At 68.1% G+C, this 25,782-nt stretch carries 21 protein-coding genes and 1 pseudogene; 12 read left to right on the plus strand and 10 right to left on the minus strand.

What is annotated here, in order from left to right; all coding sequences use genetic code 11:
- The first annotated feature begins 62 nt into the window (after positions 1-62).
- A complete protein-coding gene (locus tag PPZ50_RS15685; RefSeq protein WP_066689233.1) occupies positions 63-1,604 on the plus strand; it encodes a carboxylesterase/lipase family protein in 1,542 nt (513 codons plus the stop codon).
- Positions 1,605-1,738: 134 nt separating this feature from the next.
- Here the strand turns inward: PPZ50_RS15685 and PPZ50_RS15690 are convergent, their stop codons facing one another.
- The 3 genes and pseudogenes from PPZ50_RS15690 to PPZ50_RS15700 form a co-directional block, all read right to left on the minus strand.
- Complete coding sequence (locus PPZ50_RS15690; protein WP_232307894.1) at positions 1,739-2,089, minus strand: cupin domain-containing protein; 351 nt, start codon at positions 2,087-2,089, stop codon at positions 1,739-1,741.
- Between the two features lie 84 nt (positions 2,090-2,173).
- Positions 2,174-2,926 (minus strand): annotated as a pseudogene (locus tag PPZ50_RS15695) (ThuA domain-containing protein); the annotation flags it as partial.
- Complete coding sequence (locus PPZ50_RS15700) at positions 2,824-4,203, minus strand: pectate lyase family protein (RefSeq protein ID WP_126014217.1); 1,380 nt, start codon at positions 4,201-4,203, stop codon at positions 2,824-2,826. The pseudogene PPZ50_RS15695 and the gene PPZ50_RS15700, both read right to left, overlap by 103 nt.
- 233 nt (positions 4,204-4,436) lie before the next feature.
- Between PPZ50_RS15700 and PPZ50_RS15705 the strand changes: the two genes are divergently transcribed.
- The 4 genes from PPZ50_RS15705 (at position 4,437) to PPZ50_RS15720 (ending at position 10,764) form a co-directional block, all read left to right on the plus strand.
- Positions 4,437-7,274, plus strand: coding sequence for a TonB-dependent receptor (locus tag PPZ50_RS15705; RefSeq protein WP_272815472.1), 2,838 nt, complete (start codon positions 4,437-4,439; stop codon positions 7,272-7,274).
- A gap of 23 nt (positions 7,275-7,297) precedes the next feature.
- Positions 7,298-8,857 carry a family 43 glycosylhydrolase gene (locus tag PPZ50_RS15710; protein WP_272815837.1) on the plus strand — a complete coding sequence of 520 codons (1,560 nt, stop codon included), beginning with the start codon at positions 7,298-7,300 and terminating at the stop codon, positions 8,855-8,857.
- 137 nt (positions 8,858-8,994) lie between these two features.
- Positions 8,995-10,272: an MFS transporter gene (locus PPZ50_RS15715; protein WP_272815473.1), complete on the plus strand. Its 1,278-nt coding sequence runs from the start codon at positions 8,995-8,997 to the stop codon at positions 10,270-10,272.
- Between the two features lie 3 nt (positions 10,273-10,275).
- Entirely contained in the window at positions 10,276-10,764 is a 489-nt protein-coding gene (locus PPZ50_RS15720) for a MarR family winged helix-turn-helix transcriptional regulator (RefSeq protein ID WP_232307888.1), read from the plus strand.
- A gap of 64 nt (positions 10,765-10,828) precedes the next feature.
- On the opposite strand, the gene PPZ50_RS15725 is transcribed toward PPZ50_RS15720, so the two are convergent.
- The 3 genes from PPZ50_RS15725 to PPZ50_RS15735 are packed head-to-tail and all read right to left on the minus strand — an operon-like array spanning position 10,829 to position 13,475.
- Positions 10,829-11,137: a 2Fe-2S iron-sulfur cluster-binding protein gene (locus PPZ50_RS15725; RefSeq protein WP_272815474.1), complete on the minus strand. Its 309-nt coding sequence runs from the start codon at positions 11,135-11,137 to the stop codon at positions 10,829-10,831.
- A complete protein-coding gene (locus tag PPZ50_RS15730) occupies positions 11,137-12,375 on the minus strand; it encodes an NAD(P)/FAD-dependent oxidoreductase (RefSeq protein WP_272815475.1) in 1,239 nt (412 codons plus the stop codon). The genes PPZ50_RS15725 and PPZ50_RS15730 overlap by 1 nt, the downstream gene beginning before the upstream one ends.
- Entirely contained in the window at positions 12,372-13,475 is a 1,104-nt protein-coding gene (locus PPZ50_RS15735) for an aromatic ring-hydroxylating oxygenase subunit alpha (protein WP_272815476.1), read from the minus strand. The genes PPZ50_RS15730 and PPZ50_RS15735 overlap by 4 nt, the downstream gene beginning before the upstream one ends.
- Positions 13,476-13,588: 113 nt before the next feature.
- Between PPZ50_RS15735 and PPZ50_RS15740 the strand changes: the two genes are divergently transcribed.
- Positions 13,589-14,539 (plus strand): LysR family transcriptional regulator, encoded by a 951-nt coding sequence (locus PPZ50_RS15740; RefSeq protein ID WP_272815477.1) that lies wholly within the window; start codon positions 13,589-13,591, stop codon positions 14,537-14,539.
- Between the two features lie 161 nt (positions 14,540-14,700).
- Here PPZ50_RS15740 and PPZ50_RS15745 read toward each other — a convergent pair whose 3' ends face one another.
- Positions 14,701-17,073 (minus strand): TonB-dependent receptor, encoded by a 2,373-nt coding sequence (locus PPZ50_RS15745; RefSeq protein WP_272815478.1) that lies wholly within the window; start codon positions 17,071-17,073, stop codon positions 14,701-14,703.
- Between the two features lie 239 nt (positions 17,074-17,312).
- Here PPZ50_RS15745 and PPZ50_RS15750 point away from each other — a divergent pair, with 239 nt between their 5' ends.
- Genes PPZ50_RS15750 through PPZ50_RS15770 form a run of 5 tightly spaced genes read left to right on the plus strand, consistent with a single transcriptional unit; the run spans position 17,313 to position 21,716 of the window.
- Positions 17,313-18,371, plus strand: a complete 1,059-nt coding sequence (locus tag PPZ50_RS15750) for an alpha/beta hydrolase (RefSeq protein WP_272815479.1) — start codon at positions 17,313-17,315, stop codon at positions 18,369-18,371.
- A 21-nt stretch (positions 18,372-18,392) separates the two neighbouring features.
- The gene (locus PPZ50_RS15755; protein WP_272815480.1) at positions 18,393-19,376 is read left to right on the plus strand and encodes an alpha/beta hydrolase; all 984 of its coding nucleotides are present in this window, start codon (positions 18,393-18,395) and stop codon (positions 19,374-19,376) included.
- Positions 19,377-19,430: 54 nt separating this feature from the next.
- Complete coding sequence (locus PPZ50_RS15760; protein WP_066689214.1) at positions 19,431-19,961, plus strand: DUF3237 domain-containing protein; 531 nt, start codon at positions 19,431-19,433, stop codon at positions 19,959-19,961.
- 14 nt (positions 19,962-19,975) lie between these two features.
- The gene (locus PPZ50_RS15765) at positions 19,976-20,764 is read left to right on the plus strand and encodes a tannase/feruloyl esterase family alpha/beta hydrolase (protein WP_272815481.1); all 789 of its coding nucleotides are present in this window, start codon (positions 19,976-19,978) and stop codon (positions 20,762-20,764) included.
- Entirely contained in the window at positions 20,709-21,716 is a 1,008-nt protein-coding gene (locus tag PPZ50_RS15770; protein ID WP_272815482.1) for a tannase/feruloyl esterase family alpha/beta hydrolase, read from the plus strand. Before PPZ50_RS15765 ends, PPZ50_RS15770 begins: the two co-directional genes overlap by 56 nt.
- Before the next feature lie 128 nt (positions 21,717-21,844).
- On the opposite strand, the gene PPZ50_RS15775 is transcribed toward PPZ50_RS15770, so the two are convergent.
- The 3 genes from PPZ50_RS15775 to ligK are packed head-to-tail and all read right to left on the minus strand — an operon-like array spanning position 21,845 to position 24,448.
- Entirely contained in the window at positions 21,845-22,732 is an 888-nt protein-coding gene (locus PPZ50_RS15775; RefSeq protein ID WP_272815483.1) for an amidohydrolase family protein, read from the minus strand.
- Positions 22,729-23,784, minus strand: coding sequence for a 4-oxalomesaconate tautomerase (locus tag PPZ50_RS15780; protein WP_272815484.1), 1,056 nt, complete (start codon positions 23,782-23,784; stop codon positions 22,729-22,731). Before PPZ50_RS15780 ends, PPZ50_RS15775 begins: the two co-directional genes overlap by 4 nt.
- Entirely contained in the window at positions 23,777-24,448 is a 672-nt protein-coding gene (gene ligK / locus PPZ50_RS15785; protein WP_066689208.1) for a 4-carboxy-4-hydroxy-2-oxoadipate aldolase/oxaloacetate decarboxylase, read from the minus strand. Before ligK ends, PPZ50_RS15780 begins: the two co-directional genes overlap by 8 nt.
- A 105-nt stretch (positions 24,449-24,553) precedes the next feature.
- Here ligK and PPZ50_RS15790 point away from each other — a divergent pair, with 105 nt between their 5' ends.
- Positions 24,554-25,750 (plus strand): LysR family transcriptional regulator, encoded by a 1,197-nt coding sequence (locus PPZ50_RS15790; RefSeq protein ID WP_066689358.1) that lies wholly within the window; start codon positions 24,554-24,556, stop codon positions 25,748-25,750.
- Positions 25,751-25,782: the final 32 nt, after the last annotated feature.

The raw sequence follows: 25,782 nt of genomic DNA on the forward strand, positions 1-25,782 counted from the left end.
CTCCGCAAGCGCGCCGTCAGCCGCACGCACGGAGTCAGCGCGACGTCGAAGGGAGAGGACCCATGCACCATCTACCGATCGCCCGCCGCGACCTGATCGCCGGCGCCGCCGCACTGGCGCTGGTCCGCCCCGCCCGCGCCGCACCGCGCACCGCCGACCCCGTCGTCACCGCGCCGGCCGGACGCTGGCGCGGAACCACCGAAGCTGGCGTCCACGTCTTTCGCGGCATCCGCTACGGCGTCGACCCGACCCGCTTTCGATTTCAACCCGTTACGGCGCCCGCTCCGTCCCGCGACACGCTGGCCGCGACCGATTTCGGGCCGTCCTGCCCGCAACGTGCCAACATCGACGACCAGAATGAGGATTGCCTGTTCCTCAACGTCTGGACCCCCGATGCCCGGCGCGGCGCCAATCGCCCGGTCATGGTCTATTTCCATGGCGGCGCCTACACGACCGGCACGGTGGTCGATCCGCTGGTCTACGGCCACAAACTGGCGGCGGACGGCGACGTCGTGGTGGTGACGGTCAACCACCGGCTGAACGCGCTGGGCTATCTCTATCTCGCCCGGCTCGACCCGCGCTTTCCCGACAGCGGCAATGTTGGACAACGCGATCAACTGCTCGCACTACGGTGGATACGCGACAACATCGCCACCTTCGGCGGCGATCCGTCCCGCGTCATGCTGTTCGGCCAGTCGGGCGGCGGGGCGAAGATCGCGACCCTCCTGGCGATGCCCGACGCCACCGGCCTGTTCCACGCCGCCGCGACCATGAGCGGCCAGCAGGTCACCGCCTCCGGCCCCCTCAACGCCACCCGCCGCGCCCAGGCATTCCTCGCCCGGCTCAAGGCCACCCCCGCCGAAGCCGCGACCCTGCCGATCGCCCGCCTGGTCGACGCATTGGCGGCCGAGGACCCGATCCTCGGCGGCGGGGTCTATATGGGGCCGGTGCTCGACATGCGGTCGCTTCAGCGCCATCCCTTCTGGCCCGACGCCCATCCGCTCGGCCGCCATATTCCGTTGATTCTAGGGAATACCCGCGAGGAGACCCGCGCCTTCATCGCGCCGCAGCCGGACCTCCACTGGACCAATCTGGCCGAACGCATCGCCCCGCAGCTGCGCGTCGACGCCCCGCCCGAATGGGTCGTCGCCCAGTATCGCGCGCAATTCCCGGCGATGACGCCGGAGGATATCCTCTACCGCGCGACCACCGCCGGGCGCAGCTGGCCGGGACAGGTGATCGAGGCGGAGGCCCGCGCCGCCGCCGGTTCGCCCGCCTGGGTCTACCAGCTCGATTATGCCTCGCCCGTCCGCCCCGGCGGCCGCGCTGCGCATACCGACGACATTCCGCTGGTGTTCGGCACGCTCGACGCCCCCGGTTCGATGAGCGGCACCGGCCCCGCCGCCCGCGCCCTGTCGCAGCGGATGATGGCCGCCTTCGTTTCGCTCGCCACCCATGGCAATCCCGGCCGCGACTGGCGGCACCACACCCTGCCGACCCGCGCGACGATGGTGTTCGACACCACCAGCCAGGCGGTCAACGACCCCCGCCGCTGGGAACGCGAACTCTTCGCCCGCTTCCCCTATATTCAGCCGGGAACCTAGCGTTTGATCCCCCTGCATCGAACCAGACGTCATCCCAGCGCAGGCTGGGATCTCCCGGTGATGGCACGCGGCAAGAGCCGCTTGACACCCCAGCCTTCGCTGGGGTGAGGCTTCCAATCGGATGGATCAGGCCCTTACCGCACCGGCATCGCCAGCGGATAGGCGATCGTCAGCGCCAGCGGCTTGGCCCCACGCTGCGCGATCCCGACCTCGGCCCCGGCATAGAGATAGACGGTCGTGCCCGCCGCCACCCGGCGCGTCACGCCGTCGCTGGTCACGTCGCCCTCGCCCGACAGCAGCTGATACACCTCGTCATGGTCGATGCGGTGGACGCCGATCGCGGCGCCCTTGTCCAGCGTGCGGCGGCGGAACTCCATCGTCCGGCCGGGCACGCGGTCGGTGATCCGCCAGGCGGTGCTCATGCCGATCTTTCCATGCGGCGGCGCCTCGCGCACCCGCGTCGTCGCCTCGTCGATCACGACCATGGCCGGCGCCTTGCCCCGACCGGTCGCCCAGTCGAGCGCTCCGCCGACATGGGCGAGCACCCGCGCATCGGCCCAGCTCTCCTTGCGGTGGCCAAGGCCGGAGTAGACCACCCGCCCCTGCCCGACCCGGTGTGCCCACGCCAGCGGCTTCGGGTTCACGTCGCTCGCCCCGATCGACTGCGGATCGAACGTCAGCAGCTGATCGAGATCGGTCGACAGGTCGCGAAAGCCGTACCATTCGTCGGCAATGCGGAAGCGCTCGGGCAGGCCGTCGATCGCCGGATGCCGCTCGGCCGATCGCATCACCTCCGCCTCCGGCACACCCGGCGGATGCTGCGCGAAGCGCCCGCCGATCATCCGCGCATACCAGGGCCAGCTATAGTGCGAATCGGCTGCCGCATGGATCGCGACGATCCCGCCGCCGCCTTCGACATAGCGTTGCAGCGCGTCCCGCCGCGGCCCCACGAACCATTCGCTCTCCGGGCGTTTCGGGTCGGTCGTGGTCGATACCAGCACGATCGCGGCATAGTCGAGCGGACGGTCGAACACCGCCGGATCATCGCTCGCCACCGGCTCCAGCCCTCGCGCGCGCGCCATCTGCGTCAGTGCGACGACGGCGACCGGAATCGAATCATGCACGAACCCGGTCGCGCGGTGGAACAGCAGCACGCGCTCTGCCGCCTGTCCCGGCACCGCGAACAGCAGCGCCAGCAGCGCGACGATCAGCCGCACGATCATTGCCGCATCGCCCGGTCGCGCGCCGACAGCGATTCCTGGATCGGCCCCTTCTGCCCCGGATAGCGTCCCGATTTCGGCTCCATCGTCACCAGATCCCATTCCGCCTCGACGAACGGCGCCGCAGTCGGCACCGGATGGGGATATTCGCTCACCTCGCGTTCGTCGTCGATGATCTTTCCACGCCCCTCGGCGACGAAGAACAGCACGCGGATGTCGTCGGCATCGCGGTCCCATGGCCGCGCGCCGGCATTGGCCAGCACATGCGTCTCGACATCCTGCGCCGGCAGCACCGGCAGCCCGGTCGGCCAGACCGGCGGGGTCTTCGCCTCGATCAGCTTCGCCCGCGTCACGCCATAGCGGCCGAACATCGGCAGCGGATTGCCATGCTTGTCGACCGCCACGTTATCGCGCCCGTGATAGCGCAGGTCGCCATCGCCGCCGAGCATCAGGAACGGCAGACCGGCATCGGTCGACGGCCCGGCGCGCATCACATTGCCGACCGCCGACAGCTTGCCCTCCTGATAGTCATGCCCGGCCCATTCCAGCGCCATCAGGTTGTAATGCACCGCCCGCGTGCCGGGGTCGTAGATCAGGTTATTGACCACCGCCGCCTGCACGCCGCCCTTCAGCAGCGGGCTGCGTTCGACATTATGGGCATAGATGTTGCGCCAGATCAGCACGCCGGTCGCGTTGTCGTGGATCAGCGACCCCTTGCTGTGCTCGCCCTTGGGATGGCTGGCATCGGCAAGGCCCTCCGACAGCAGGTTGTAGCTGAAGGTGATGTTATGGCTGGTCCCACGCCGCCAGTCGTCGGGTGTCGCCCCCTCGAACCGTGGACCGGAGGCGGAGAGATTCTCGTCCAGCGCCCAGCTCATCGTGCAATGGTCGACGATGACGTTGCGCGCCGACACGGTGTTCATCGCGTCGACCTCCCACCCCGACCGCTTGGGCTGTCCGTCGAGGCCCGGGCGCACGCGCAGGTGGCGGACGATCACGTCATGCGCGCGAATGTCGATCCCGCCGCGGATCAGCGTGATGCCGGGCGACGGCGCGGTCTGTCCGGCGATGGTCAGGAACGGTTCGGTGATGGTCAGCGTGGTGCGGCCGAGATCGATCACCCCGCCCACCTCGAACACGACGATGCGCGGCCCCTTGGCCTCCAGCGCAGCCTTGAGCGAACCGGGCCCATCCGCCGCCAGCGTCGTCACGCGGAGGATGCGTCCGCCACGCCCGCCGGGCGTCGCCGCCGCCCATCCCTGCGCGCCGGGAAACGCGCTAACCCCCGAAGACACCGCGACATTCTGTGCCTGAGCGACCGGCGTGGCCAAAGCGAATGGCAACAGCCCGTATAGGGCCAGGGCAATCCGTCGGTTCATATTGATTTCCTCTCCGCGCGCTTCTTGACAGCTTCGTCGTGACGGCACAATGTCGCGTTGACACCGGTTTCTCAAGCCGAAAACGGCGAAACCGGATTCTCGCGGCGAATCATACCATCGCGAGGAGGATCGACGGAGGCGCGGGCCGAACCGGGAACCGTGTCGCCGAAAGCAGATGGCCGGAGCAGGAGCAATAATGCTCCCGGTGTCATCGGGCAGGGAGAGGGATTGCCATGGAAGTTCGCACCGACCGCCGCCTCATTCGCGCGCTACTTGCCGCGACGTCGCTCATCGCCGTTGCCGGCGCAGCCCACGCACAGGACGCACCCGCCCCCGCCGAACCGGCCCAGACGGCGGACGATGCCGAGGGCGAGATCGTCGTCACCGGGTTTCGCGCGTCGCTGAATGCCGCGCTGAACGTGAAGCGTACGTCGGTCGGCGCGGTCGATGCGATCGTGGCGGAGGATATCGCCAAATTCCCCGACCAGAACCTCGCCGAATCGCTCCAGCGCATTCCTGGCATCGCGATCCAGCGCGACGGCGGCGAAGGCCGCGCGATCACCGTTCGCGGTCTCGGCGCGCAATTCACCCGCGTCCGCGTCAACGGCCTCGAAACCGTCACCACGTCGAGCGACGGCGCCTCGGCCAATCGCGACCGGTCGTTCGACTTCAACGTCTTCGCATCCGAACTGTTCAGCTCGATCGTGGTACACAAGACCGCTTCGGCCGATCTGGACGAAGGGTCGCTGGGCGCGGTGGTCGACCTGAACACCGGCAATCCGCTGGCCGGCAAGACCGGCGTGACCATCGCCGCCTCCGCCGTCGCGAACTATAACGACCTGTCGAAGACGGTCGGACCGCGCTTCGCCGGCCTGATCGGCTGGAAGTCGCCCGACGGGACGCTCGGCGCGTCGGTTTCCGCCGCCTATCAGGATACCCGCACCAAGGAGATCGGCAACAACACCGTCCGCTGGGCGCAGGCGCGCTTCGATTCGGTCGACGGCACGCGCTGCTGGACCGCGCCGAACCGGGGCGGCACCTATATCGCCAGCGCCGCGTGCGACCGTGCCGCTCTGTCCTTCCACCCGCGCATCCCGCGCTATGGTGAGGTCGAGCATAGCCGCGAGCGATTGGGTCTGACCGGCAGCGTGCAATGGTCGCCGACCGATGCGACCAAGGTGTCGATCGACGGCCTCTATTCGCGCTTCCGCGCCGACCGTCGCGAGAAATGGGGCGAGGTGCTGCTGCGCTCCAACGAGCGGCAGATCGACGTGCTCAACCCGACCTATGACGACAACAACAACATGGTGTCGGCGACGCTGAACGACGCGTGGGTGCGGACCGAGCATTTCTATCGCCAGTCGCAGACCGAATTCTACCAGATCGGCGGAACCTGGGATCAGGACGTCACCGACAAGTTCCGCTTCACCCTGCTCGGCGGCTATTCCAAGTCCGACGCCAGCGTGCCGGTCGAAACGACCCTCGTGTTCGACGACCGCGATGCCCAGGGCTATCGCTACGATTACAGCGACAAGAATTCGCCGCTGCTCGCGTTCGGCACCAGCGTCACCGATCCCGCGAATTTCCAGCTGGCCGAAATCCGCGACCGTCCCTCGGACGTGGTGAACCAGTTCAAGACCGCGCAGTTGCGCACCGAATGGGACGTGGCGGAGGGGTTCCAGGTCCGCGTCGGCGGCATGTGGCGGCGCTACGACTATGACATCACCGCCTTCACCCGCGACACGGCGGTGTGCGGCAATGGCGGGCGCGATCTGGTGCTGGGCACCATCACCTGTTCGGCCAGCACCGCGTTCGGCCCGAGTGCCGTTTATGGCTTCCAGGCGACGCCGCAGCTGTCGGAGCTGTTCACGCTGCGGGGGGCAAAGGCGCCGGCGGGCACCACGACCCAATGGCTGATCCCGAACCTCGACGCCGCGACGCAGTTCACCGGGCTGTACGACCGTCCGCTCGCGCTCGACGTCGGCAATAACCGCGGCGTCGTCGAGGAGACAAAGGGCGGCTATCTGCAATTCGATGCCAAGGGCACGGTCTTCGGCCTCGAATATGCCGCCAATGCCGGTATCCGCTATGTCCGCACCGACCAGTCGTCCTATGGTATCAACAGCGGCGTCAACGTGACGGTGAAGCGCGATTACGAGGACTGGCTGCCCTCGATGAACGTCGCGCTGTACCCGACCAGCGACATCATCGTGCGCGGCGCGATCGCCAAGGTCATCACCCGCCCGTCGCTCGGCAACCTGACGCCGGGCGGGTCGGCCGACGGCTTCAACTTCCGCGTGACCAGCGGCAATCCGTTCCTCGAACCGTTCCGCGCGACCAATTACGACCTTGCCGCCGAATGGTATTTCGCGCCGCAATCGGCCTTCTCGGTCGCGCTGTTCCGCAAGGATATTGCGAGCTTCCCGGTCGCCGTCACGCGCAGCGGCACCTTTACCGAAACCGGTCTGTCGCCCTCGGTCCTCGTCCCCTCCTCGCCCGCCGCGGTGAACCCGGCGCTACAGGGACAGGATATCTGGACCATCGCGACGACGACCAACGGCACCGGCGCGACGCTGGACGGGATCGAGATCGCGTTGCAGGCGCCGTTCCGCTTCCTGCCCGGCGTTTTGCGCAATTTCGGCGGCATCGTGAACGCGACCTTCGTCCGGTCGGAGGCCGATTATACGCAGCAGGCGCCCGCGACCGTTCCCGGCGGCGCGCTGCCGACCGTTACCCGCACCGAAACCCTCTACAATGTGTCGAAGCGACAGTTCAACGCGACGCTCTATTACGAAGACGCGAAGTTCAGCGCGCGGACCTCGGTCGCCTATCGCGGGCCCTATGTCGATGGCGGGTCGGGCACCGGCAACATCTTCGAAGGGTATGATTCGATCGCCAATGTCGATGCGTCGATCCGCTACAAGCTGACCGACTTCCTCGAACTGTCGCTGGAGGGCACGAACCTGACCGATGCCTATCGCCGCCGGATCGTCGACGTCGATGCGCGCCGCAATTACGAGAACAACCATTTCGGGCGCACGCTGCTGGTCGGCGCGCGGGTGAAGATGTGAGCACCCTCTCGCGCCGGGGGGTGATGGCGGGCGCGGCGCTGGGCGGAGCACTGTCCGCCCTGCCTGCCACCGGACTGGCGACCCCGGTCGCCGCCCCCACGCCCCGGCGCGGCTATGACAACCAGCGGATCGCCGATCTCGGCGACGGACGGTTCCTCAACCCGCTGATGGCGGGCGACCATCCCGATCCGACGATCCTGAAGGACGGTCGCGATTATTACATGACCTTCTCGACCTTCGATTCCTATCCCGGGCTGGTCATCTGGCATTCGCGCGATCTGGTGAACTGGACCCCGCGCACGGCGGCGCTCAGGACCAATATCGGGGCGGTCTGGGCGCCCGAGCTAACGAAGCACAAGGGCCGCTATTACCTCTACGTGCCCACCAAGAACCCGACGACCAGCTGGGTGATCTGGGCCGATCATATCGACGGGCCATGGTCGGAACCGATCGACCTGAAGCTGCCCGACCATATCGATCCGGGCCATGCCGTCGGAGAGGACGGGTCGCGCTGGCTGTTCCTGTCGGGCGGCGACCGCATCCGCCTGTCCGACGACGGGCTGTCGACGGTGGGCACGGTCGAGCATGTCTACGACCCGTGGCGCTATCCCGATACGTGGGATGTCGAGGGGTTCAGCCCGGAGGGACCGAAGGTCACAAGGCGCGGCGACTGGTTCTATCTCGTCACCGCCGTCGGCGGTACGGCCGGGCCGCCGACCGGCCATATGGTGATCGCCGCCCGTTCGCGATCGATCCATGGCCCGTGGGAGCATCATCCCGGCAACCCGATCGTCCGCACGACCTCCCTGCAGGAAAAATGGTGGTCGCGGGGGCACGCGACACTGGTCGAGGGACCGGACGGCAGCTGGTGGTCGGTCTATCACGGCTATGAAAATGGCTATTGGACGCTTGGGCGACAGACGTTGCTCGATCCGGTCGAATGGACGCCCGATGGCTGGTTCCGCATGACCGGCGGCGACCTGTCGCGCCCGATCGCGAAACCGCGCGGCGGACAGGCGGTGCGGCACGGCCAGCCGCTGACCGACGATTTCGGCACGCTGGCGCTCGGCACCAAATGGAATTTCTTCCGTCCGACGCCCGAGGATCGCGCGCGGGCGCGGGTGCAGGACGGCGCGCTGCTGCTCGATGCGAAGGGCAAGGCGCCATCGGACGGTGCGCCGCTGCTGCTGATCGCCGGCGACACCAGCTATCGCTTCGAATGCGATATCGAGATCGCGCCGGGCGGAACCGCCGGGCTGATCCTGTTCTACGACGACCAGCTCTATTGCGGCCTCGGTTTCGACGAACGGCGCTTCGTCACCCACCAATATGGCATCGAACGCGGACGGCCGGCCAATCCCCGTGGCCGCCGGATGCGAATGCGCGTCACCAACGACCGGCATATCGTGTCCTTCCATACCAGCGGCGACGACGGCAGGACATGGCAGCGCTTCGACCGGGGGATGGAGGTATCGGGCTATCACCACAATGTCCGCGGCGGCTTCCTGATGCTGCGGCCGGGGCTGTACTCGGCTGGCGCCGGCACCGCCCGCTTCCGCGACTTCCGGTTCACCGCGCTGTAGGCCCAAGCGCCAGCAGCCACTCCGTCACCCCGGGCTTGACCCGGGGTGACGTTGGTGTTCAGGATTAAGGCAGTTTCCCACAACCCCCTTGCCGCCCGTCCGATAACCCGCCACCACCTCTCGCGAAGGGAAAGGCGATGAACGACGGCGGCACGCAGCACGGCCTTTCGCGCCGGTCGATGACCATCGCCGCCTTTTCGACGGTCGTCGAATGGTACGACTTTACCCTCTATCTCTATCTGGCGACCGTGTTGTCGCGCGTCTTCTATGGCGGCGGTACGACGTCGCTGGCGGTGACGCTGGGCGGGTTCGCCGTATCCTATCTGATGCGACCGCTGGGCGCGCTGGTGTTCGGGCAGGTCGGCGACCGGTTCGGGCGACGGCGGATGATGTTGCTGTCGATGGCGCTGATGACGATCGCCATGCTGGGCATCGCATTGCTGCCAACGCGCGACGCGATCGGCCCGGCGGCGGGGTGGCTGTTGCTGGGCTTGCGCTGCGTCATGGCCTTCTCGGTCGGTGGCGAATATACCGGGGTCGTCGCCTATCTCTACGAAGGGGCAAGGCCCGACCGGCGCGGACTGGTCACCTCGTCGGCCTCGGCGGCGAGCGAGGTCGGCGGGCTGCTCGCGGTCGGCATCTCGGCGGCGGTCGTCTCGCTGCTGTCCGCCGAACAGCTGGCGGCATGGGGCTGGCGCATCCCCTTCTTCATCGGTGCGGCGCTGGCCGCGACCATCGGCATCGCCCGGTCGACACTACAGGAATCGCCCGAATTCGAACGCCAGCAGCGCGACGGATCGGTCCCGACCAACCCGATCGCCCATGCCCTGACCCATCACCGCGTGGCGATCGCGCGCGGCTTCGCCATCTCGGCGCTGGGGTCGATCACCTATTATGTCGGCATCGTCTATCTGCCGTCGTTCCTGACCAGCACCGGCGCGATGGGCGAAGGCGATGCGCTGTGGCTGGCGACCGCCGCCGCCGTGATGGTGATCGCGGTCACGCCACTGGTCGGGTTGTTGTCCGACCATGTCGGGCGCAAGCCGGTGCTGATCGCCATCTGCATCGCCGCCGCGATCCTGCCGATGACGATGTTCGCGTGGATGGCGGGTGCCGGTTCGTCAGCGCTGATCGGGGCGCTGGTGCTGGCGGCCCTGGGCGGGGCGATGAGCGCGGTCGGTGCCGTCGCGACCGCCGAACAGCTTCCCGGCGAAGGACGGCTGAGCGGCCTCGCGCTCGGCGCCACGGCGGCCACCGCGATCTTCGGCGGGCTGACCCCGCTCGTCTCGCACTGGCTGCTGGAATCGACCGGATGGGTGATGGTGCCCGGCGCGATGATCGCGGTCGTGGCGCTGGCGGTCGCTCCGGCGCTGCTGACCCTGCGCACAGCCCCGCACGCTCCGATCCGCGATTAGAATTTGACGCGGTTCGCGGAACATGGCTTCCCCATCGGCATGACCGAACCGCAACCCCATACCACGACGCTCGGCCGGCTGGTCGGCTATCGCCTGCGCCGCGCCTCCGCCGTCTTCGCCAGCGACTTCGCCGTGACGCTGGAGGGCACCGGTATCCGCCAGATCCCGATGGGCATCCTGGCGGTCGTCGCCGACAATCCGGGGATCAACCAGGGCACGGTCGGCCGCCTGCTGGGGATCAAGCGCGCCAATATGGTGCCGCTGATCAACGAACTGATCGAGGCGGGGCTTATCGTCCGCGAAACCGACCCGACCGACCGCCGTGCCTTCACCCTCGGCATGTCGGCGGAGGGCCAGCGCATGCTGACCGAATGCGTCGCACGGATCGAGGCGCACGAGGAGCGGCTGCTGTCGGGCTTCACCGCTGCCGAAAAGGCGACCCTGCTCGACCTGCTGGAGCGGATCGAACAGCGCGCGGTGACGACCGACTGAGCCAATTCCGTCGTCACCCCGGGCTTGACCCGGGGTGACGTTGAGGGATTGGGCATTGCCCGGCTCAGTCCTCCGGCGCAACCTCCACCCGCAGCCCGTCGAACACCGTGATCTGGCACGACAGCCGCGACCGCGCGGTGCGATGCTCCGACGCGTCGAGCAAGTCGTCCTCATCCGCCGTCATCGGTGGCAGCAGCGCCATGTCGCCAGCATCGACATAGACATGGCAGGTCGCGCACGAACAGCATCCGCCGCACACTGCTGCCAGCTCGTCGATCCCGCCGTCGCGGATCGCCTCCATCACCGACAGTCCAACCGGCCCATCGATCTCGCGCACCGATCCGTCGCGAGTGGTCACGCGCAGCATCGGCATCACAACAACTCCTTGAGGGGCGCGCTCGTATCGGCCAGCCGCTCGCGCGGCGGCGATGCGCCCTGTTCGACCAGCTTGCGCCCCTGCACATAATCCCGCGTGACGTTGACGCAATCGAGCGCGATCACCTGCCCCCGACGCAGATAGACGAGCGAAAAGGCGCGCGCGGCCATATCGCCACGGACCACGACATCGTCATGCCCCATCGACAGCCCGACCGTCTGCAACCGCAGATCATATTGGTTCGACCAGAACCAGGGCAGCGCGGCATGCGGCGGCGCTTCACCGGTCGCGATCAACGTCGCGACGGTCGCGGCCTGATCATTGGCATTCTGCACGCTTTCGACCCGGATGCGCGCATCTTCCGCAAAGCGGTTCGCCTGCACCGCGCAATCGCCGATGGCGAAGATATCCGGCAGCGTGGTGCGGCACCACGAATCCACCTCAACGCCGTTACCGCCCACAGCGCCGGCCGCCAGCAACGGCTCGACCGCCGGTACTATGCCGATGCCGACGATCACCATCTCGCACGGGAACACGCCACCATCGGCGGTCCGTACCGACAACCCGCTCTGCTCGCCCCGCTCGATACAGTCGACCGTCACCCCGGTCCGCAGGTCGACCCCCGCCGCACGGTGTTCCGCTTCGTAGAACGCCGATAGCGGCGCCCCCGCGACCCGCGCCAGCACCCGGTCCTGCGCTTCCAGCAGCGTGACCTGCTTGCCGAACTTGGTCAGCACCGCCGCCGCTTCCAACCCGATATAGCCGCCGCCGATGATGCAGACGCGCCGCACCCCGGCCAGCTCGGCCATGATCGCATCGACATCGGCGCGCGTCCGCACGCCATGGATGCCGGGCAGGTCGTGCCCGCTGCACGTCAGCCGCCTTGGGCTGCCGCTGGTCGCCCAGATCAGTTGCCCATAAACGAACGCCTCGCCCGCCGCCGTCTCGACCCGGTGGGCATCGGCATCGACCCGCACCACCCGCCGGCCGAGCAGCAACTCGATCGATCGCTCGGCCCAGAAGGCGAGCGGACGCAGCAGGATGCGTTCGAACGCCTTGTCCCCGGCCAGATATTCCTTGGACAAGGGCGGTCGTTCATAGGGCGGATCGACCTCTTCGCCGACGATGGCGATGCTGCCGGCAAACCCCTTTTGCCGCAGCGCAATCGCCGCCTGCGCACCGCCATGGCCGCCGCCGACGATCAGCACGTCGAACCGGCGCGGGTCCGTACTCATTCGGCCTCGACCTGTTCGCGCGCGATCGCCCGGTCGATCATCAGCCGCGACCGCACGCCACCGGCATCGATGTTCAGTTTCAGCAACTTGCGCTCAGGAAATTGGGTCAGGTTGCGCTGCTGCTGTTCGAGCATGTCGAGATCCTCGGAGAAAATCTTCCCCTGCCCTTCGCGGATCGACTCGGTCAACGCCGCATCGTCCACCGCGAACTGCCGCGCCATGCCCCAGAAATACCAGTGCGACGTCTCGGTCTCGGGCGTGATGAAGTCGACGACGATGCTCGCCGCCTTCTTGTCCGCCGGCGCGTCATAGCCGCCCTCGCCCTGCATCGCGACGCCGACCTCGATCATCACATGGCTGGGCAGGCTGAACCGGCATTTCTGCCACCGGTCGACCACCGCATCCTCGGGCAATCCGGCGCCCCGCAGCGCCATCCGCCAGAAGGGCGGCGCCGTCACCCCGTCCATCACCCGGCTGGTGACGACCTCTTCGGGCGTCACCTCGGTCTTGACCGGCGCCTCGTCGATCTCCTTCTGCCCGATGCTGCTGGCATGGACATAGGTTTCGTGGGTCAGGTCCATCAGGTTGTCGATCATCAGCCGATAATCGCACGCGATATGGAACAGCCCGCCGCCATAGGCCCAGTCGGGGCTTTCCGCCCAGGGCAGCGGATGCAGCTTGTCGGCCGATGCCTGTTCGGGATCGCCCGGCCATACCCAGATGAAGCCATAGCGTTCGATCACCGGAAAATTCTGCGCCGAGGGAAACTTGCCGACCTGCTGCCCCGGCATATTGTCCGGCCGTCCTTTGCAGTTCAGCGCCAGCCCGTGATAGCCGCACACGATCGTATCGCCGCGCACGAAGCCCAGCGACAGCGGCGCACCGCGATGCGGGCAGAAATCCTCGAGCGCGACCACGCCGCCGCTCGCCGGACGGAAGAACACCATCCGCCGTCCGGTGATCTGGCGCGTGAGCGGCTTGTCGGTGATCTCGGCGGCGGTCGCGGCGACATACCATGCGTTGACCGGCCAGGTCGTGCGCGGTGCCTGCGGTACAGCGGCACGCGGCTTAGGCGGGGCGACGAGCGTATCGATGGTCATGTCCTGCTCCTGTCCGGCCGTTCGCGACGGCTCTCGGTTCATGGCGCGATGCTATCAGCCACTACGCTCATAAGCATCGCATATCCCGCTTATACCTCGTATAACTACACGACATGCCGCCGCTCGACCTGAACCTGCTCCGTGTCCTCGACGCGCTATTCTCGCAAGGCAGCGTCTCCGGCGCCGCCCGCACGCTCGGCCTGACCCAGCCGGGCGTCAGCATTGCGCTGCGCCGCCTGCGCGACCATTTCGGCGACGACCTGTTCGTGCGGCAGGGCGGCGCCATGGTGCCGACCGCACTGGCGGAAGGATTGCGCGAACCCGTGCTACGGACGCTCGCGACGATCCAGTCCGAAATCCTGCCCGCCGGCCGGTTCGATCCCGCGCGCTCCGACCGCAGCTTCACCATCAGCCTGTCGGATCTGGGCGACCTCGTCTTCCTCCCCGACCTGATGGCGCGGTTGCGCGAACGCGCGCCGGGGGTGACGGTGCATTCCGTCGCGGCCGATCCCGCCCAGCTGATCGACGGCATGGCGCGCGGCACGATCGACCTCGCCATCGGTCACCTGACCGACGCCAATTCGGCCAGCCTGTTCGAACAGACGCTGTTCGTGCAGCATTTCGTCTGCCTGGTACGCGGGGATCATCCGACGATCGGTGACACGCTCACCCTCGACCAGTTTCTGGCACTGGACCATATCGTCGTGTCGCAGGAGGGGCGCAGTCAGGAACGCTTCGAACGACAGGTGCGCGAGCTGGGCCTCGACCGCCGCATCGCGCTGCATTCGCCGCATTTCATGAGCGTGCCGCTGCTGGTCGCCGGATCGGACATGATCACCGTGGTGCCGCAGGCGGTCGGGCGCATCTATGCCCGGCTGCTGGGCCTGAAACTGTTGCCGCTGCCCTTCACCGTCCCCGGCGTCGAGCTGCGCCAGTTCTGGCACCGGCGCTCGCACACCGACCCGGCGGTGTCGTGGTTGCGGAGGCTGGTCGCCGAATGCTTCATCGGCCGCGATCCGACCCAGGCGCGGGATTCGGTCTTCTGGTCCGATTACAGCGAGTGAGCAGGCGTGCCGTACCCCCGCGCAGGCGGGGGTCCAGGGTACCACGCACGAACCGTCGTTCTTGCGGCTCTGGACCCCCGCCTGCGCGGGGGTACGGTGAGGGTGCTCTGCGAGACGTGAGGAACGACCGGAGCGGCTACGCACCGCCCCGGCCTTCCGCCTCACCGCAAATTCATGCCCAGCCGCACGCCATAGGTGCGCGGCGGATCGTAATTGGCGGTGGTCGAACTCCACACCGTCACCAGCGTGTTGGGCACGCGGCTGTCCTCGACATTGTTGACGAAGGCGGTGATCGAATAGCGGTCGTCCGCATCCTCGAACCGCAGGTTCAGGTCGGTCTTGGTGTACGCATCGCGCCGGCTCTGCGCATAATTCTGCACGTCGCTATAGGTCGGCGACTGGGCATAGAAATCGACGCTCGGGATCACCCGCCCGCCGCTCGACAGGTCGAAGGTGTGGGCATAGCTGAACCGCCCGCTCCATTTCGGTGCGTTGGCCAGCCGGTTGCCCGACGCATCGAGGATCAGGTTGGCCGGCAGCGGCCGGAACCCGAACGCCGGCGCAAACGCATTATAATTGCCGCTCGCCGAATTGAGATTGTCCGACGCGGTCGGGAAGGATTTGATCCGCGCGTCGAGGTAGGAGACATAGCCGCCGATCCGGTCACGCGGGGTCGGGCGCAAGCTCGCCTCCAGCTCGATCCCGCGCAACCGCGCCGTCGCGGCATTGGTGGTGACGGCCGATACCTGGTTGGTCAGTGGGTTCAGCACGATGCTGGACACCTGCAGGTCCTTATACTCCATGTTGAAGCCGGTGGCGCTGAGATACAGCTTGCCGTCCATCAACGTGGTGCGCACGCCCGCTTCGTAGTTCGTCACGGTCTCCGGTCGATATTGCCGGAACTGCGGCGCATTGCCGCTCGCCTCCAGCCCGCCGCCACGGAAGCCGGTGCTGACCGTCGCATAGACGAGCGTGGTCGGGCTGACCTCGTAATTCGCGCCGACCTTCCAGCTGATATTGTCGAACTTCGCCTCGGGCCGGTTGGTATCGTTCGACAGCGCAAAGACGAACGGGATGCCGGGGCAGGTCGTGGGCGTAATGTTCTGCCGGTTGATCGTGTCGCCGGGGCACACCAGCTCGATGTTGCGTGCGTTCACCTGTTCCCAGGTCGAACGGATGCCGCCGATCAGCTTGAGGCCCGGCAGGATTTCCAGCGTCCCCTGCCCGAACACCGCCTGCGACTTGGTGCCCTGCCCGCGATAGCTGGTGACGACATCGACGCCGCTGATCGTCGAGATGCCGGTGCCGGTCCCCGCGATCTTCGCGCCGATCAGGTTGTAGACGGTGTTGAACGGCGCGGGCGCGGTGTCGCCAGCATGCAGCAGCCGCGTGCCCGACGGCTGGCGATCCTGATACAGGAACCCGCCGAGCACGAGGTTCAATATGCCGCGGTCGTAATTGACGTTGACCTCATGCGACCAGCTTTCGGTGCGTCGATCGATCGATTCCTGCGAAAACACGCCGGTCGCGGCATCGATGCCGTCGTTCTTCAGCAGCGTATAGCCCGCCAGATAGGTCAGTGAGAGCCCATCGGCGACCTGCCACCCCAGCCGCGAGCGGGCGGAATAATATTCGAGGTCCATGCGGTTGTCGCGCACCGCCGCCTGTCCGACGTTCAGCGCGTCGGTCTCGATCACCTGCCGCGGCCCGAAGGTGCCAGCGGCAAGGTTGCCCTGCGGATAAGTGTTGATGCTGGTCAGGTAGCTCGCCGGAACCGTCCCCTCGTTGCGGCCATAGTTCAGCGACAGCCGCCACGTCACCGGCCCGACGTCGAGCAGCGAGGTGACGCGCAGCCCCGACTGGTCGGTCTTGCCGTATCCGTGCCGCGCGCCGAAATTATCGTCCACCCCGTCATCGACCTGGCGATAGGCGGCAAAGCGCAGCCGCCACGCATCGCTGACCGGCAGATCGACGGCGGCGCGCGCGCGGACTTCGTTAAAGCGGCCGATCTGCAGATCGGCGGTGACACCGCGCGTCCTGCGCGGGTCGGCGGTGTTGATATTGACCACACCGGCGGTCGCGTTGCGGCCATAGACGGTGCCCTGCGGCCCGCGCAGCACTTCCACCGCGCCCAGGTCATAGAGGCCGAACGACAGCGCCTGCGCCGAGGGTTCGTAGATGCCGTCGATCTGCGTCGCGACCGTCGAATAGCCGCTGAAGCTGTTGTTGCTGCCGATGCCGCGCACCGCGAAGCCATTGGCGCTCAACTGCAAATTCGGCACGGTGGTCGCCAGTGCGGAGGCGGAATCGACGCCCTGCCGGGTCAGCGAATCCTGCGACACCACGCTGATCGCGATCGGCGCGCGCGACAGGCGCTCGGACGTCTTCTGCCCCGTCACGATGATCTCGCCCACCGCGCTGTCGTCGCTGGCGGCGGTCGCGGTGACCGGGTCGCTCGGCGGCGCGGCATCCTGTGCCCAGGCACCTGCCGGCAACAAGGCGGTTCCCGCCAGCAGCAACGTCCACTTACGCATGATGATCCTCCCATGTCCGTCGTCTTTCGGACGCGAACGTGGATCGGGACCGTCGCGAAACGCGAACGGTCGGCGGCGATCCGCCTGTTCCTCTCCTGCGTTGGCATCCTCCAACTGCAATAGTTCATAACAATATCTAAAATCGTTTGCAAACGCATTCCGCGCAGCGCAGACACGAAGTTATAGAACATATCTAAGCAGCGGGCGGCGGAAGCCGTGGCGGCTGCGGGAGAGGTGGCATGACACTGGAACGGCGGGACGTATTGCGCGGCGTAGCACTGGCCGGGGTGGCAACGGCACTACCCATCGGTGCCCTCGCCCGCGCTACGGCCGCCCCGCCCGATCCGATCGCGGCGGTCGCCCCCGAACTGCGCGCCGGCGCCCGCCAGATCCAGGCGATGGTCGCCGCCATGCCGCCGATTACGCAAGCCTATAAGACGATGCGCGCCGGGCCCCAGCCGCCGCCCGCGACCGACATTCCCCATGTCGAACGCCGCATTCCGGGTGCGCCGGGCCAGCCGCCTGTGACGATCTACGTCATCAACGCCAAGCCCGGCACCCGCCGCCCCGCCATCCTGCACACCCATGGCGGCGGCTATATCGTCGGCTCGGCCACCGGATCGATCCTGCAATGCCAGGACATCGCCCGGCAACTCGACTGCGCAGTCGTCACCGTCGAATACCGGCTGGCCCCCGAAACCAGCTATGTCGGCTCGGTCGCCGACAATCATGCCGCGCTGCTGTGGCTCCACGCCAATGCCGCCACGCTCGGCGTCGATCCCGCCCGGATCGCGGTGATGGGCGAGAGCGCGGGCGGCGGCCATGCCGCACTATTGGCGCTGATGGCGCGCGACCGCCGCAGCGTGCCGCTGTGCGCGCAGATCCTGATCTACCCGATGCTCGACGACCGCACCGGCAGCACGCGCAAAGTGCCGCCGTTCATCGGCCGCATCGGCTGGGACGCCCCGGCCAATGTCTTCGGCTGGCGATCATTCCTGGGACAGGCACCGGGCGGCCCCTCCGTCCCCGCCGCCGGGGTGCCGGCGCGCGTGCGCGACCTGTCGGGCCTGCCGCCCACCTTTATCGGCGTCGGCGGGGTCGACCTCTTCGTCGACGAGGACATGGACTATGCCCGGCGGCTGAACGCGGCGGGCGTGCCGACCGAGCTGGTCGTGACGCCGGGCGCGTTCCACGGCTTCGATGCCGTCGCGCCCGAAACCGGGCTTGCCAAGCGCTTCACCGCCGCCAAGATCGCCGCGCTGCGCCGCGCCTTCGGGATCGATGGCGCGGCGACATGATACTCCGACAGGATATTGCCCATGGCCGCCCTTTCCCTGCCCCTTCGCGCCGCGTTGCTGCTGTCCCTCGCCCTCGGTACGGGCGTCGCCGTCGCGCAGAAACCCGCCGCCATGGCTGAACGCCCCGCCCCGCCCGCCGCATGGACCGCCGCGCCGTTCGTGCCGCTATGGACCGGCACCCCGCCGGGCGGCGGCTTCCGCCCGGTCACGGTCCCGGCCGACAGCCCGGCCACCTTCCTGAGGAATATCGAACAGCCCGGCCTGCGCCTGTTCCGCCCGGCGCGCGCCAACGGGGCGTCGGTGCTGGTCGTCCCCGGCGGCGCCTATGACTTCCTGTCGATCGGCAATGAAGGCGTCGATATTGCGCAGCGGCTGAACGCGCTCGGCTATACCGTCTATGTCCTTGTCTATCGCCTGCCCGGCGAAGGCTGGGCCAACCGCGCCGACGTGCCATTGCAGGATGCGCAGCGCGGCCTGCGCATGGTCCGCGCCGCCGCATCGAAGGACGGCCTCGACCCGCACCGGGTAGCGGTGCTGGGCTTTTCGGCGGGCGGGCACCTCGCCGCGACACTCGAAACCGACTTCGCGCAGACCGTCTATCCGGCGCGCGATGCGGTCGACCGGATCGATGCCCGGCCCGATGCCGCCGCGCTGATCTATCCGGTGATCGCCGCCGCCCCGCCCTTCACCCACGCGCTCTCCGCCGAACGGCTGCTGGGCAAGAACCCCAACGCAGCGGCCATCGCCCGTCGTTCGCCGGCCGACCATGTCACCGGCACAACCCCGCCGACCTTCCTGCTGCACGCGATGGACGACGGCGCGGTCGTGCCCGACAACAGCATGGCGATGATGGCCGCGCTGCGTCGCGCCGGTCGCCCGGTCGAGGCGCATTTCGCAGCGGAGGGCGGCCACGGCTTCGGCGTCGGCTCCCCCGCCCTGCCGGTCGGGCACTGGGTCGAGACGTTCGACCACTGGCTCCAGCGCCAGTTCGCCAAGACCGGTTGACGCCGGCAACGCACATTAGATATATACCATAACAATATTCGGAGGGGAGAGAAGATGGTCGATTCGATGACGGACGGCTGGACACGGCGCGCGATGCTCGGCGCCTCCGCCGCGCTGGCCGGATCGGCGGCGCTCCCCGGCGGCGCGGCGGCGGCAACCCCCGAACGGCTGACCAGCATCGGCCTGACCTTCGTCTATGAAGCGATCGTGACGCTGGGCAAGGCGGAGGAGGTCGGCGCTACCCCGATGGGCAAGCGCATCCGCATCCCGATCACCGGCGGCCGCTTCGCCGGTCCGCGCATCTCCGGCACGATCCTGCCCGAGGGGATGGACTGGCAACTCGTCCGCGCCGACGGATCGACCCTGCTGGAGGCCGCCTATCTGATGCGCGAGGCCGACGGCACCCTCATCCACATCACCAACAAGGGCGTGGTGTTCGACGGAAAGGTCCGCACGACCCCGGTGTTCGAAGTACCCCTGGGCAAGCATGGCTGGCTGAACCAGGGCAATTTCCTCGGCACGGTCGGCCCCGCCGATCCGGCGGACGGGGCGGCGGTGCGGATCACCGTCTATCAGCTGGCATGACGATGGAGAGCAACATGACGCGACGGCATGTCACCCTGGCCGCGATCCTTGCCGGCTCGGCACTCGCCGGATGCGCGACGCCGGTCACGCCGATGGCCACGACGCAAGCCTCGGCGCCGCAGGGTTGCGCCGCGCTGATGGCGGGCGGCTGGAGCGATCCGAGCATGCGCATCCTGACCGCCGACGACCGCGCCGCCGGTCTGGTGCTGGATCTGGGCATGGGGGCGAAGACTGCGCCCCTTCCCGCGCATTGCGAAGTCACCGGCGTCTTGCGGGAACGCACCGGGCAGGACGGGCAGAAATACGCCATCCGCTTCCGCATGCGCCTGCCCGACCAATGGAACCGCCGTTTCCTGTTCCAGGGCGGCGGCGGCACCAATGGCGACATCGGCTCGGCGGTCGGGCCGCTCAACGCCGGCGCAACCGCGCTGGCGCAGGGCTTTGCCGTCATCAGTCAGGATTCGGGCCATTCCAACGAAACCAATGCCGACCCGGCACGCGGCGGCGCGGTCGCGTTCGGCTTCGATGCACAGGCGCGCGCCGATTACGGCCATGCGTCGCTGAAGGCCAGCTACGACGCCGCCCGCGCGATCCTGAAGCGGCGCTATGGCGGCGACCCGGCGCACAGCTATTTCGCCGGCTGTTCGAAGGGCGGACAGGAGGGCATGGCCTTCGCCCAACGCTACCCGGAGGCGTTCGACGGCATCCTTGCCGCCGCCCCCGGCTTCGCCCTGCCCAAGGCAGCGATTGCCGGAGGCATGGGACACGCAAAGCTATGCCGCCCAGGTCCGCGCGCCCGGTGAAAAGAGCGTACCGGTCGCCCGTCTGGCGCAGGCATTCTCCAACGCCGACCTGCTGCTCGCACGGCAAGCGGTGCTGGCGGCGTGCGACGCGAAGGACGGGCTCGCCGACGGGTTGGTCGGCGCGTTCGCCCAATGCGGCACGGTCGAAGTCGTGCGCGAACTGCGCGCGCGCCAGTGCAGCGGGCAGAAGAACCAGAGCTGCCTCGCCCCCGCGCAAATCGACGCGATGGTGCGCGGCTTCGGCGGTCCGCGCGACAGCCGGGGACAATCGCTCTATGCCAGCTTCCCCTGGGATGCCGGCATGGCCGACAATGGCTGGCGCATCTGGAAACTGGGGCTGGAAACCCCGGCGGTGCCGTCGATCAACGCCGGAATGGGCGCGCCGGCACTGGCGACGATCTTCTCCACCCCGCCGCGTGCGCTGGGTCCGGGGCCGCAGGCCGGCATGGACTATTCCATGGCCTACGACTTCGACCGCGATCCGGCCGCGATCCACGCCACCGCGCCGGGCTTTCCGCGTTCGGCATGGGAAGACATCGCTGCCCGGTCGAGCGACCTGTCGCGCTTCCGCAAGCGCGGCGGGCGGATGATCGTGCCGCACGGCGCATCCGATCCGGTCTTCTCGATCAACGACACCATCGCGTGGTGGAACGACGTGAACCGGTCCAACGCCGGACAGGCCGCGAGCTTCGTCCGCATCTTCCCGGTGCCCGGCATGGCGCACTGTCAGGGCGGTCCGGCGACCGACCAGTTCGACGGCCTCGGCGCCTTGGTCCGCTGGGTCGAACAGGGCCAGGCCCCCGACCGGATCGAGGCGAGCGCCGGTCCGATGACGCCGTGGCCCGGCCGCACCCGCCCGCTCTGCCCCTATCCCCTGGTCGCACGACCGGTGGCGGGGGCGACCGACACGGAAAAGGCGGCGGCGTTCGAATGTCGGGCGGTGGTTGGGTAGAGCTGCCCGGCTACCCACCAATCGTCACTCCCGCGCAGGCGGGAGTCCATACACGCTGTCGTCGCGCATCCAGCCGAAACGGCAGCGTCTATGGACTCCCGCCTGCGCGGGAATGACGAACGTGGGGTTCAGCCTTCCTCCGGCCAGTACAACCGCATCGGATTGTCCACCAATAACCGACGCTGCAATTCGGCCGTCGGCGCAATCGCCGGGATCACATCGACCAGCGCCCCGTCGTCGGGCAGCACGCTCTCCATATTGGGATGCGGCCAGTCGGTCCCCCACAGCACCCGATCCGGGTACGCCTCGACCAGCGGCCGCACCGCCGCCACGAAATCGGCATAGGGGGGCCCCGCCGGGTCCAGCCGGTCGGGGCACGTCACCTTCGTCCAGATATCGTCCCGGCTGTCGAGCAGCGTCCGGAACGCGGTCATGTCGACCCCATCCGGCCCCTGCGTCACATCGGGCCGCCCCATGTGATCGATCACCACCGGCACCGGGATCGCCGCCAGAAAGGCACGCATCTCCTCCAGCAGGTCCGCCTCGAAATAGACGACGACATGCCACCCCAGCCGCTCGATCCGCCGCGCCACGTCGAGGAACTTGTCCTTGGGCGCGTCGTCCACCAGCCGCTTCAGGAAATTGAACCGCACCCCGCGAATGCCGCCCGCGTGCAGCGCGTCCAGCTCCGCCTCGCTGATCGCGGGATCGACCACCGCCACGCCCCGGCACGTTCCTTCCGACACGGCGATGGCGTGCAAGGTGGCACGATTGTCGGTGCCGTGGCAGCTCGCCTGCACGATCACGTTGCGGCTGAACCCCAATGTCCGGCGCAGCGCGAACAGCGCGTCCGGCCCGGCATCCTGCGGCAGGTATTTCGCCTTGGCACTGAACGGAAATTCCGCCTGCGGCCCGAACACATGGCAATGCGCGTCGACCGCGCCCGGCGGGGGCACGAAGCGCGGCGTGGAGGGTTCCAGCGTCCAGCTGCGGATGCGTCCCTGTTCGTCCTTCACGCGAAAACCTCCCCGTCCATCAACTTCCGCGCGGTTCGCAACATCCCCGCCTCGATCGGCTGCCCCGCTTCGTCCAGCGTAACGACGCATTCAGTCACCCCGCTCGGGTGCTCGACCCCCAGGGTCAATTGCCTCCCCTGCGGCACCTTCGCGACCTTCGCCGCCGGCGAATCCGGGATCAGGCACGCGGTCGCGACACTCACCGCCCCCAGCACCCCGATCGACGCATGCACCCGGTGCGGGATCAGCGACCGCACCGCGATCGCCCCGCCGTCCCTGGGTGCTGCGACCAGCATCATCTTGGGCACCGACTTGGCCGTCACGTCGCCCAGGTTCATCAGCGGCCCGGCCTGCAACCGGATCGCCTCCACCCGCGCCTTCATCGCGTCATTCGCTTCCAGCGTCTCGCGATCCTCATAGCCGGTGATTCCAACGTCTTGCGCCGCGATCACTACGCAGGGCATGCCATTGTCGATCATCGTCACCCCTACCCCATCGATGACATCGACCCCGTTGCCGGTAGGCAGCAGCGCGCCGCACGACGCCCCCCCCGTATCGCGAAACGCCAGCGGCACCGGCGCGGCGGTGCCCGGCACCCCGCTGATCGCTGCCTCCCCCGCATAGGTCACACGCCCGTCCGGCGTCTGCACCGTGGCGACCGCCACCTGGCCCGTATTCTCCATGAAGATCGCGACCCGCGTCTCCCCGTCCGCCGCGGCGACCAGTCCACGCTCGATCGCGAACGGCCCGACGCCCGCCAGGATATTCCCGCAATTCTGCGCATCGGTCACGATCGCCTGATCGACGAACACCTGCAAAAACAGATAGTCGACGTCCACGCCCTCGCGCGCCGAAGCCCCGACTACCGCGACCTTGCTGGTCAGCGGGTCCGCCCCGCCCATCCCGTCGATCTGCCGCGGATCGGGCGACCCCATGATGCGCAGCAGGAACGCATCGCGCTCCGCCGGATCGGCGGGCAGGTCGTCCTTCAGGAAATATCCCCCTTTCGACGATCCCCCGCGCATCCACATGCAGCGCACGCCATCAGACATATTTCAGCCCCATCGCTTCCAGCCGCGGCCGCATGTCGTATATGTCGAGGCCGAGTTCACCTGCCGCCAGCCGCACCCGCTTGCCCTCTTCCGCCGCTTCGCGCGCGCGGGCCTTCTCCAGCACCGCCGCCGCATCCGCCCGCTTCACCACGCATACGCCGTCGTCATCGGCCACGATCACGTCGCCCGCCTCTACGCCCGCCCCGGCGCAGACCACCGGGACATTGACCGACCCCAGCGTGTTCTTCACCGTCCCTTGCGCGAACACTGCCTTCGACCACACCGGAAAGCCCATCTGCGTCAGGTCGCGCACGTCGCGTACACCCGCATCAATCACCAGCCCGCGACAGCCCCGCGCCATCGCGCTGGTCGCCAGCAGGTCGCCGAAATAGCCGTCGATGCACGGCGAAGTCGGTGCGAGGACGAGGATATCGCCCGCCTTCAATTGTTCGATCGCGACATGCACCATCCAGTTGTCGCCGGGCGCTGCGGAAATCGTCACCGCGCTGCCGGCAATCCGCGCACCGGGATAGATCGGCCGCAGATAGGCGCCCAGCAGCCCGATCCGGCCCTGCGCCTCGTGCACCGTGGCGACACCCGCCGCCGCCAGCCCGTCGATGACCGCCGCGTCGGCCCGTTCGATATTCTGCACGACGACGTTCATGGCGATCCTTTCTGCCGGCAAATCGCATCGTCCGTCCCGCGTCGCGCCGGCCAAGGCCAATCCATCTTGCGCGCACGTCATAAGTTTTTGCTATATCCGCGTGCCGTGAAGCCGTTCGATCTTAACCTGCGCCATCTGCGTGCCATCGGCCATATCGTCGCCGAACGCAGCCTCAACCGCGCCGCCGAGGTCGCCGGTCTGTCGCAGCCCGCGCTGACGCAAGGGTTGAGCAAGATGGAGCGGCAACTCGGCACCCGGCTGTTCGAACGCCAGCCCGACGGCATGGCCGCAACCGCCGCCGGGCTGGCGCTGGCCGAGCGGACCGAGCGTGCCTTCGCCCTGCTGGCGGGGGTCGGACGGCGCAGCGGCAAGCGCGGCTTCGCCCGGCCCGACGCGCTGATGACCGCGACCCAGGCCGAGGCGTTCCTGCACTTCGCCGATGCCGGCGGCTTTGCCGGGGCGGCGGCGAGCAGCGGCCTGTCGCAACCGGCGATCCACCGCGCGGTACGCGAACTGGAACAGATCTGGGCGACGCCGCTGGCCGAACGGCGCGGGCGCGGCATGGTGCTGACCCCCGCCGGTCGCGCGCTGGCGCGCGGCGTGCGACTGGCGGCGGGGGAGATCGCCGCCGGTATCGCCGAGGCACGCGGCGATGCGGCGGAAGGTGGCCGGATCGCCGTCGGCGCGATGCCGCTCAGCCGCGCGCTTTTGCTGCCCCATGCGCTCGCCATTTTCCTGCCCGATGCCCGCGGGACGCTCATCGACGTGGTGGAAGGGTCGTGGCGCGAGTTGATCGACCCGCTGCTCGACGGGGTGATCGACCTGATGATCGGCGCGCTGCGCAGCGACCCGCCGCCCGGGATCGATCAATTGCCCTTGTTCACCGACCGGCTCGCCATCTTCGCCCGCGCCGGCCATCCGCTTGCCGGGCAGGCGGTCGATCTGGAACGGCTGGCCGCGCAGAACTGGGTCGTCGGGCCGATCGGCACACCGCTGCGCAGCCATTGGGAGACGCTGTTCGCCGGCCGCCCGCTTCCCAACGTACCGGTCGAATGCGGGTCGGTGATGGTGATCCGCGGGCTGCTGGCGACCAGCGATCTCCTGACGCTGTTGTCGCCCGATCAGGTCGCGCTGGAGGTGGATGCCGGGCTGCTGGTACGGATCGGTCCCGAGCTGACCGATACGGTGCGGATGATCGGCATCACCACCCGCACCGGCTGGCGCCCGACCGCAGGGCAGGCGCGGTTGATCGCTCTACTGGAACGCGCATCGCAGGAAACCAGACTTCAGGAAAACCGATAGGCTCCGGCGCTTTCCGATTGGCCGGACCGATG

Origin of the sequence: Sphingomonas hankookensis (assembly GCF_028551275.1) — a bacterium.
GTDB lineage: Bacteria > Pseudomonadota > Alphaproteobacteria > Sphingomonadales > Sphingomonadaceae > Sphingomonas > Sphingomonas hankookensis_A.

Excerpts from the sequence above, each read along its gene's own strand:
- PPZ50_RS15685 (WP_066689233.1), top strand. The coding sequence starts at position 63 with ATGCACCATCTACCGATCGCCCGCCGCGACCTGATCGCCGGCGCCGCC.
- PPZ50_RS15750 (WP_272815479.1), top strand. The coding sequence starts at position 17,313 with ATGACACTGGAACGGCGGGACGTATTGCGCGGCGTAGCACTGGCCGGG.
- PPZ50_RS15710 (WP_272815837.1), top strand. The coding sequence starts at position 7,298 with ATGGCGGGCGCGGCGCTGGGCGGAGCACTGTCCGCCCTGCCTGCCACC.
- PPZ50_RS15780 (WP_272815484.1), bottom strand. The coding sequence starts at position 23,784 with ATGTCTGATGGCGTGCGCTGCATGTGGATGCGCGGGGGATCGTCGAAA.
- PPZ50_RS15690 (WP_232307894.1), bottom strand. The coding sequence starts at position 2,089 with ATGGTCGTGATCGACGAGGCGACGACGCGGGTGCGCGAGGCGCCGCCG.
- PPZ50_RS15725 (WP_272815474.1), bottom strand. The coding sequence starts at position 11,137 with ATGCCGATGCTGCGCGTGACCACTCGCGACGGATCGGTGCGCGAGATC.
- PPZ50_RS15765 (WP_272815481.1), top strand. The coding sequence starts at position 19,976 with ATGACGCGACGGCATGTCACCCTGGCCGCGATCCTTGCCGGCTCGGCA.
- PPZ50_RS15740 (WP_272815477.1), top strand. The coding sequence starts at position 13,589 with ATGCCGCCGCTCGACCTGAACCTGCTCCGTGTCCTCGACGCGCTATTC.
- PPZ50_RS15755 (WP_272815480.1), top strand. The coding sequence starts at position 18,393 with ATGGCCGCCCTTTCCCTGCCCCTTCGCGCCGCGTTGCTGCTGTCCCTC.
- PPZ50_RS15730 (WP_272815475.1), bottom strand. The coding sequence starts at position 12,375 with ATGAGTACGGACCCGCGCCGGTTCGACGTGCTGATCGTCGGCGGCGGC.
- PPZ50_RS15705 (WP_272815472.1), top strand. The coding sequence starts at position 4,437 with ATGGAAGTTCGCACCGACCGCCGCCTCATTCGCGCGCTACTTGCCGCG.
- PPZ50_RS15760 (WP_066689214.1), top strand. The coding sequence starts at position 19,431 with ATGGTCGATTCGATGACGGACGGCTGGACACGGCGCGCGATGCTCGGC.
- PPZ50_RS15700 (WP_126014217.1), bottom strand. The coding sequence starts at position 4,203 with ATGAACCGACGGATTGCCCTGGCCCTATACGGGCTGTTGCCATTCGCT.
- PPZ50_RS15735 (WP_272815476.1), bottom strand. The coding sequence starts at position 13,475 with ATGACCATCGATACGCTCGTCGCCCCGCCTAAGCCGCGTGCCGCTGTA.
- PPZ50_RS15715 (WP_272815473.1), top strand. The coding sequence starts at position 8,995 with ATGAACGACGGCGGCACGCAGCACGGCCTTTCGCGCCGGTCGATGACC.
- PPZ50_RS15745 (WP_272815478.1), bottom strand. The coding sequence starts at position 17,073 with ATGCGTAAGTGGACGTTGCTGCTGGCGGGAACCGCCTTGTTGCCGGCA.
- ligK (WP_066689208.1), bottom strand. The coding sequence starts at position 24,448 with ATGAACGTCGTCGTGCAGAATATCGAACGGGCCGACGCGGCGGTCATC.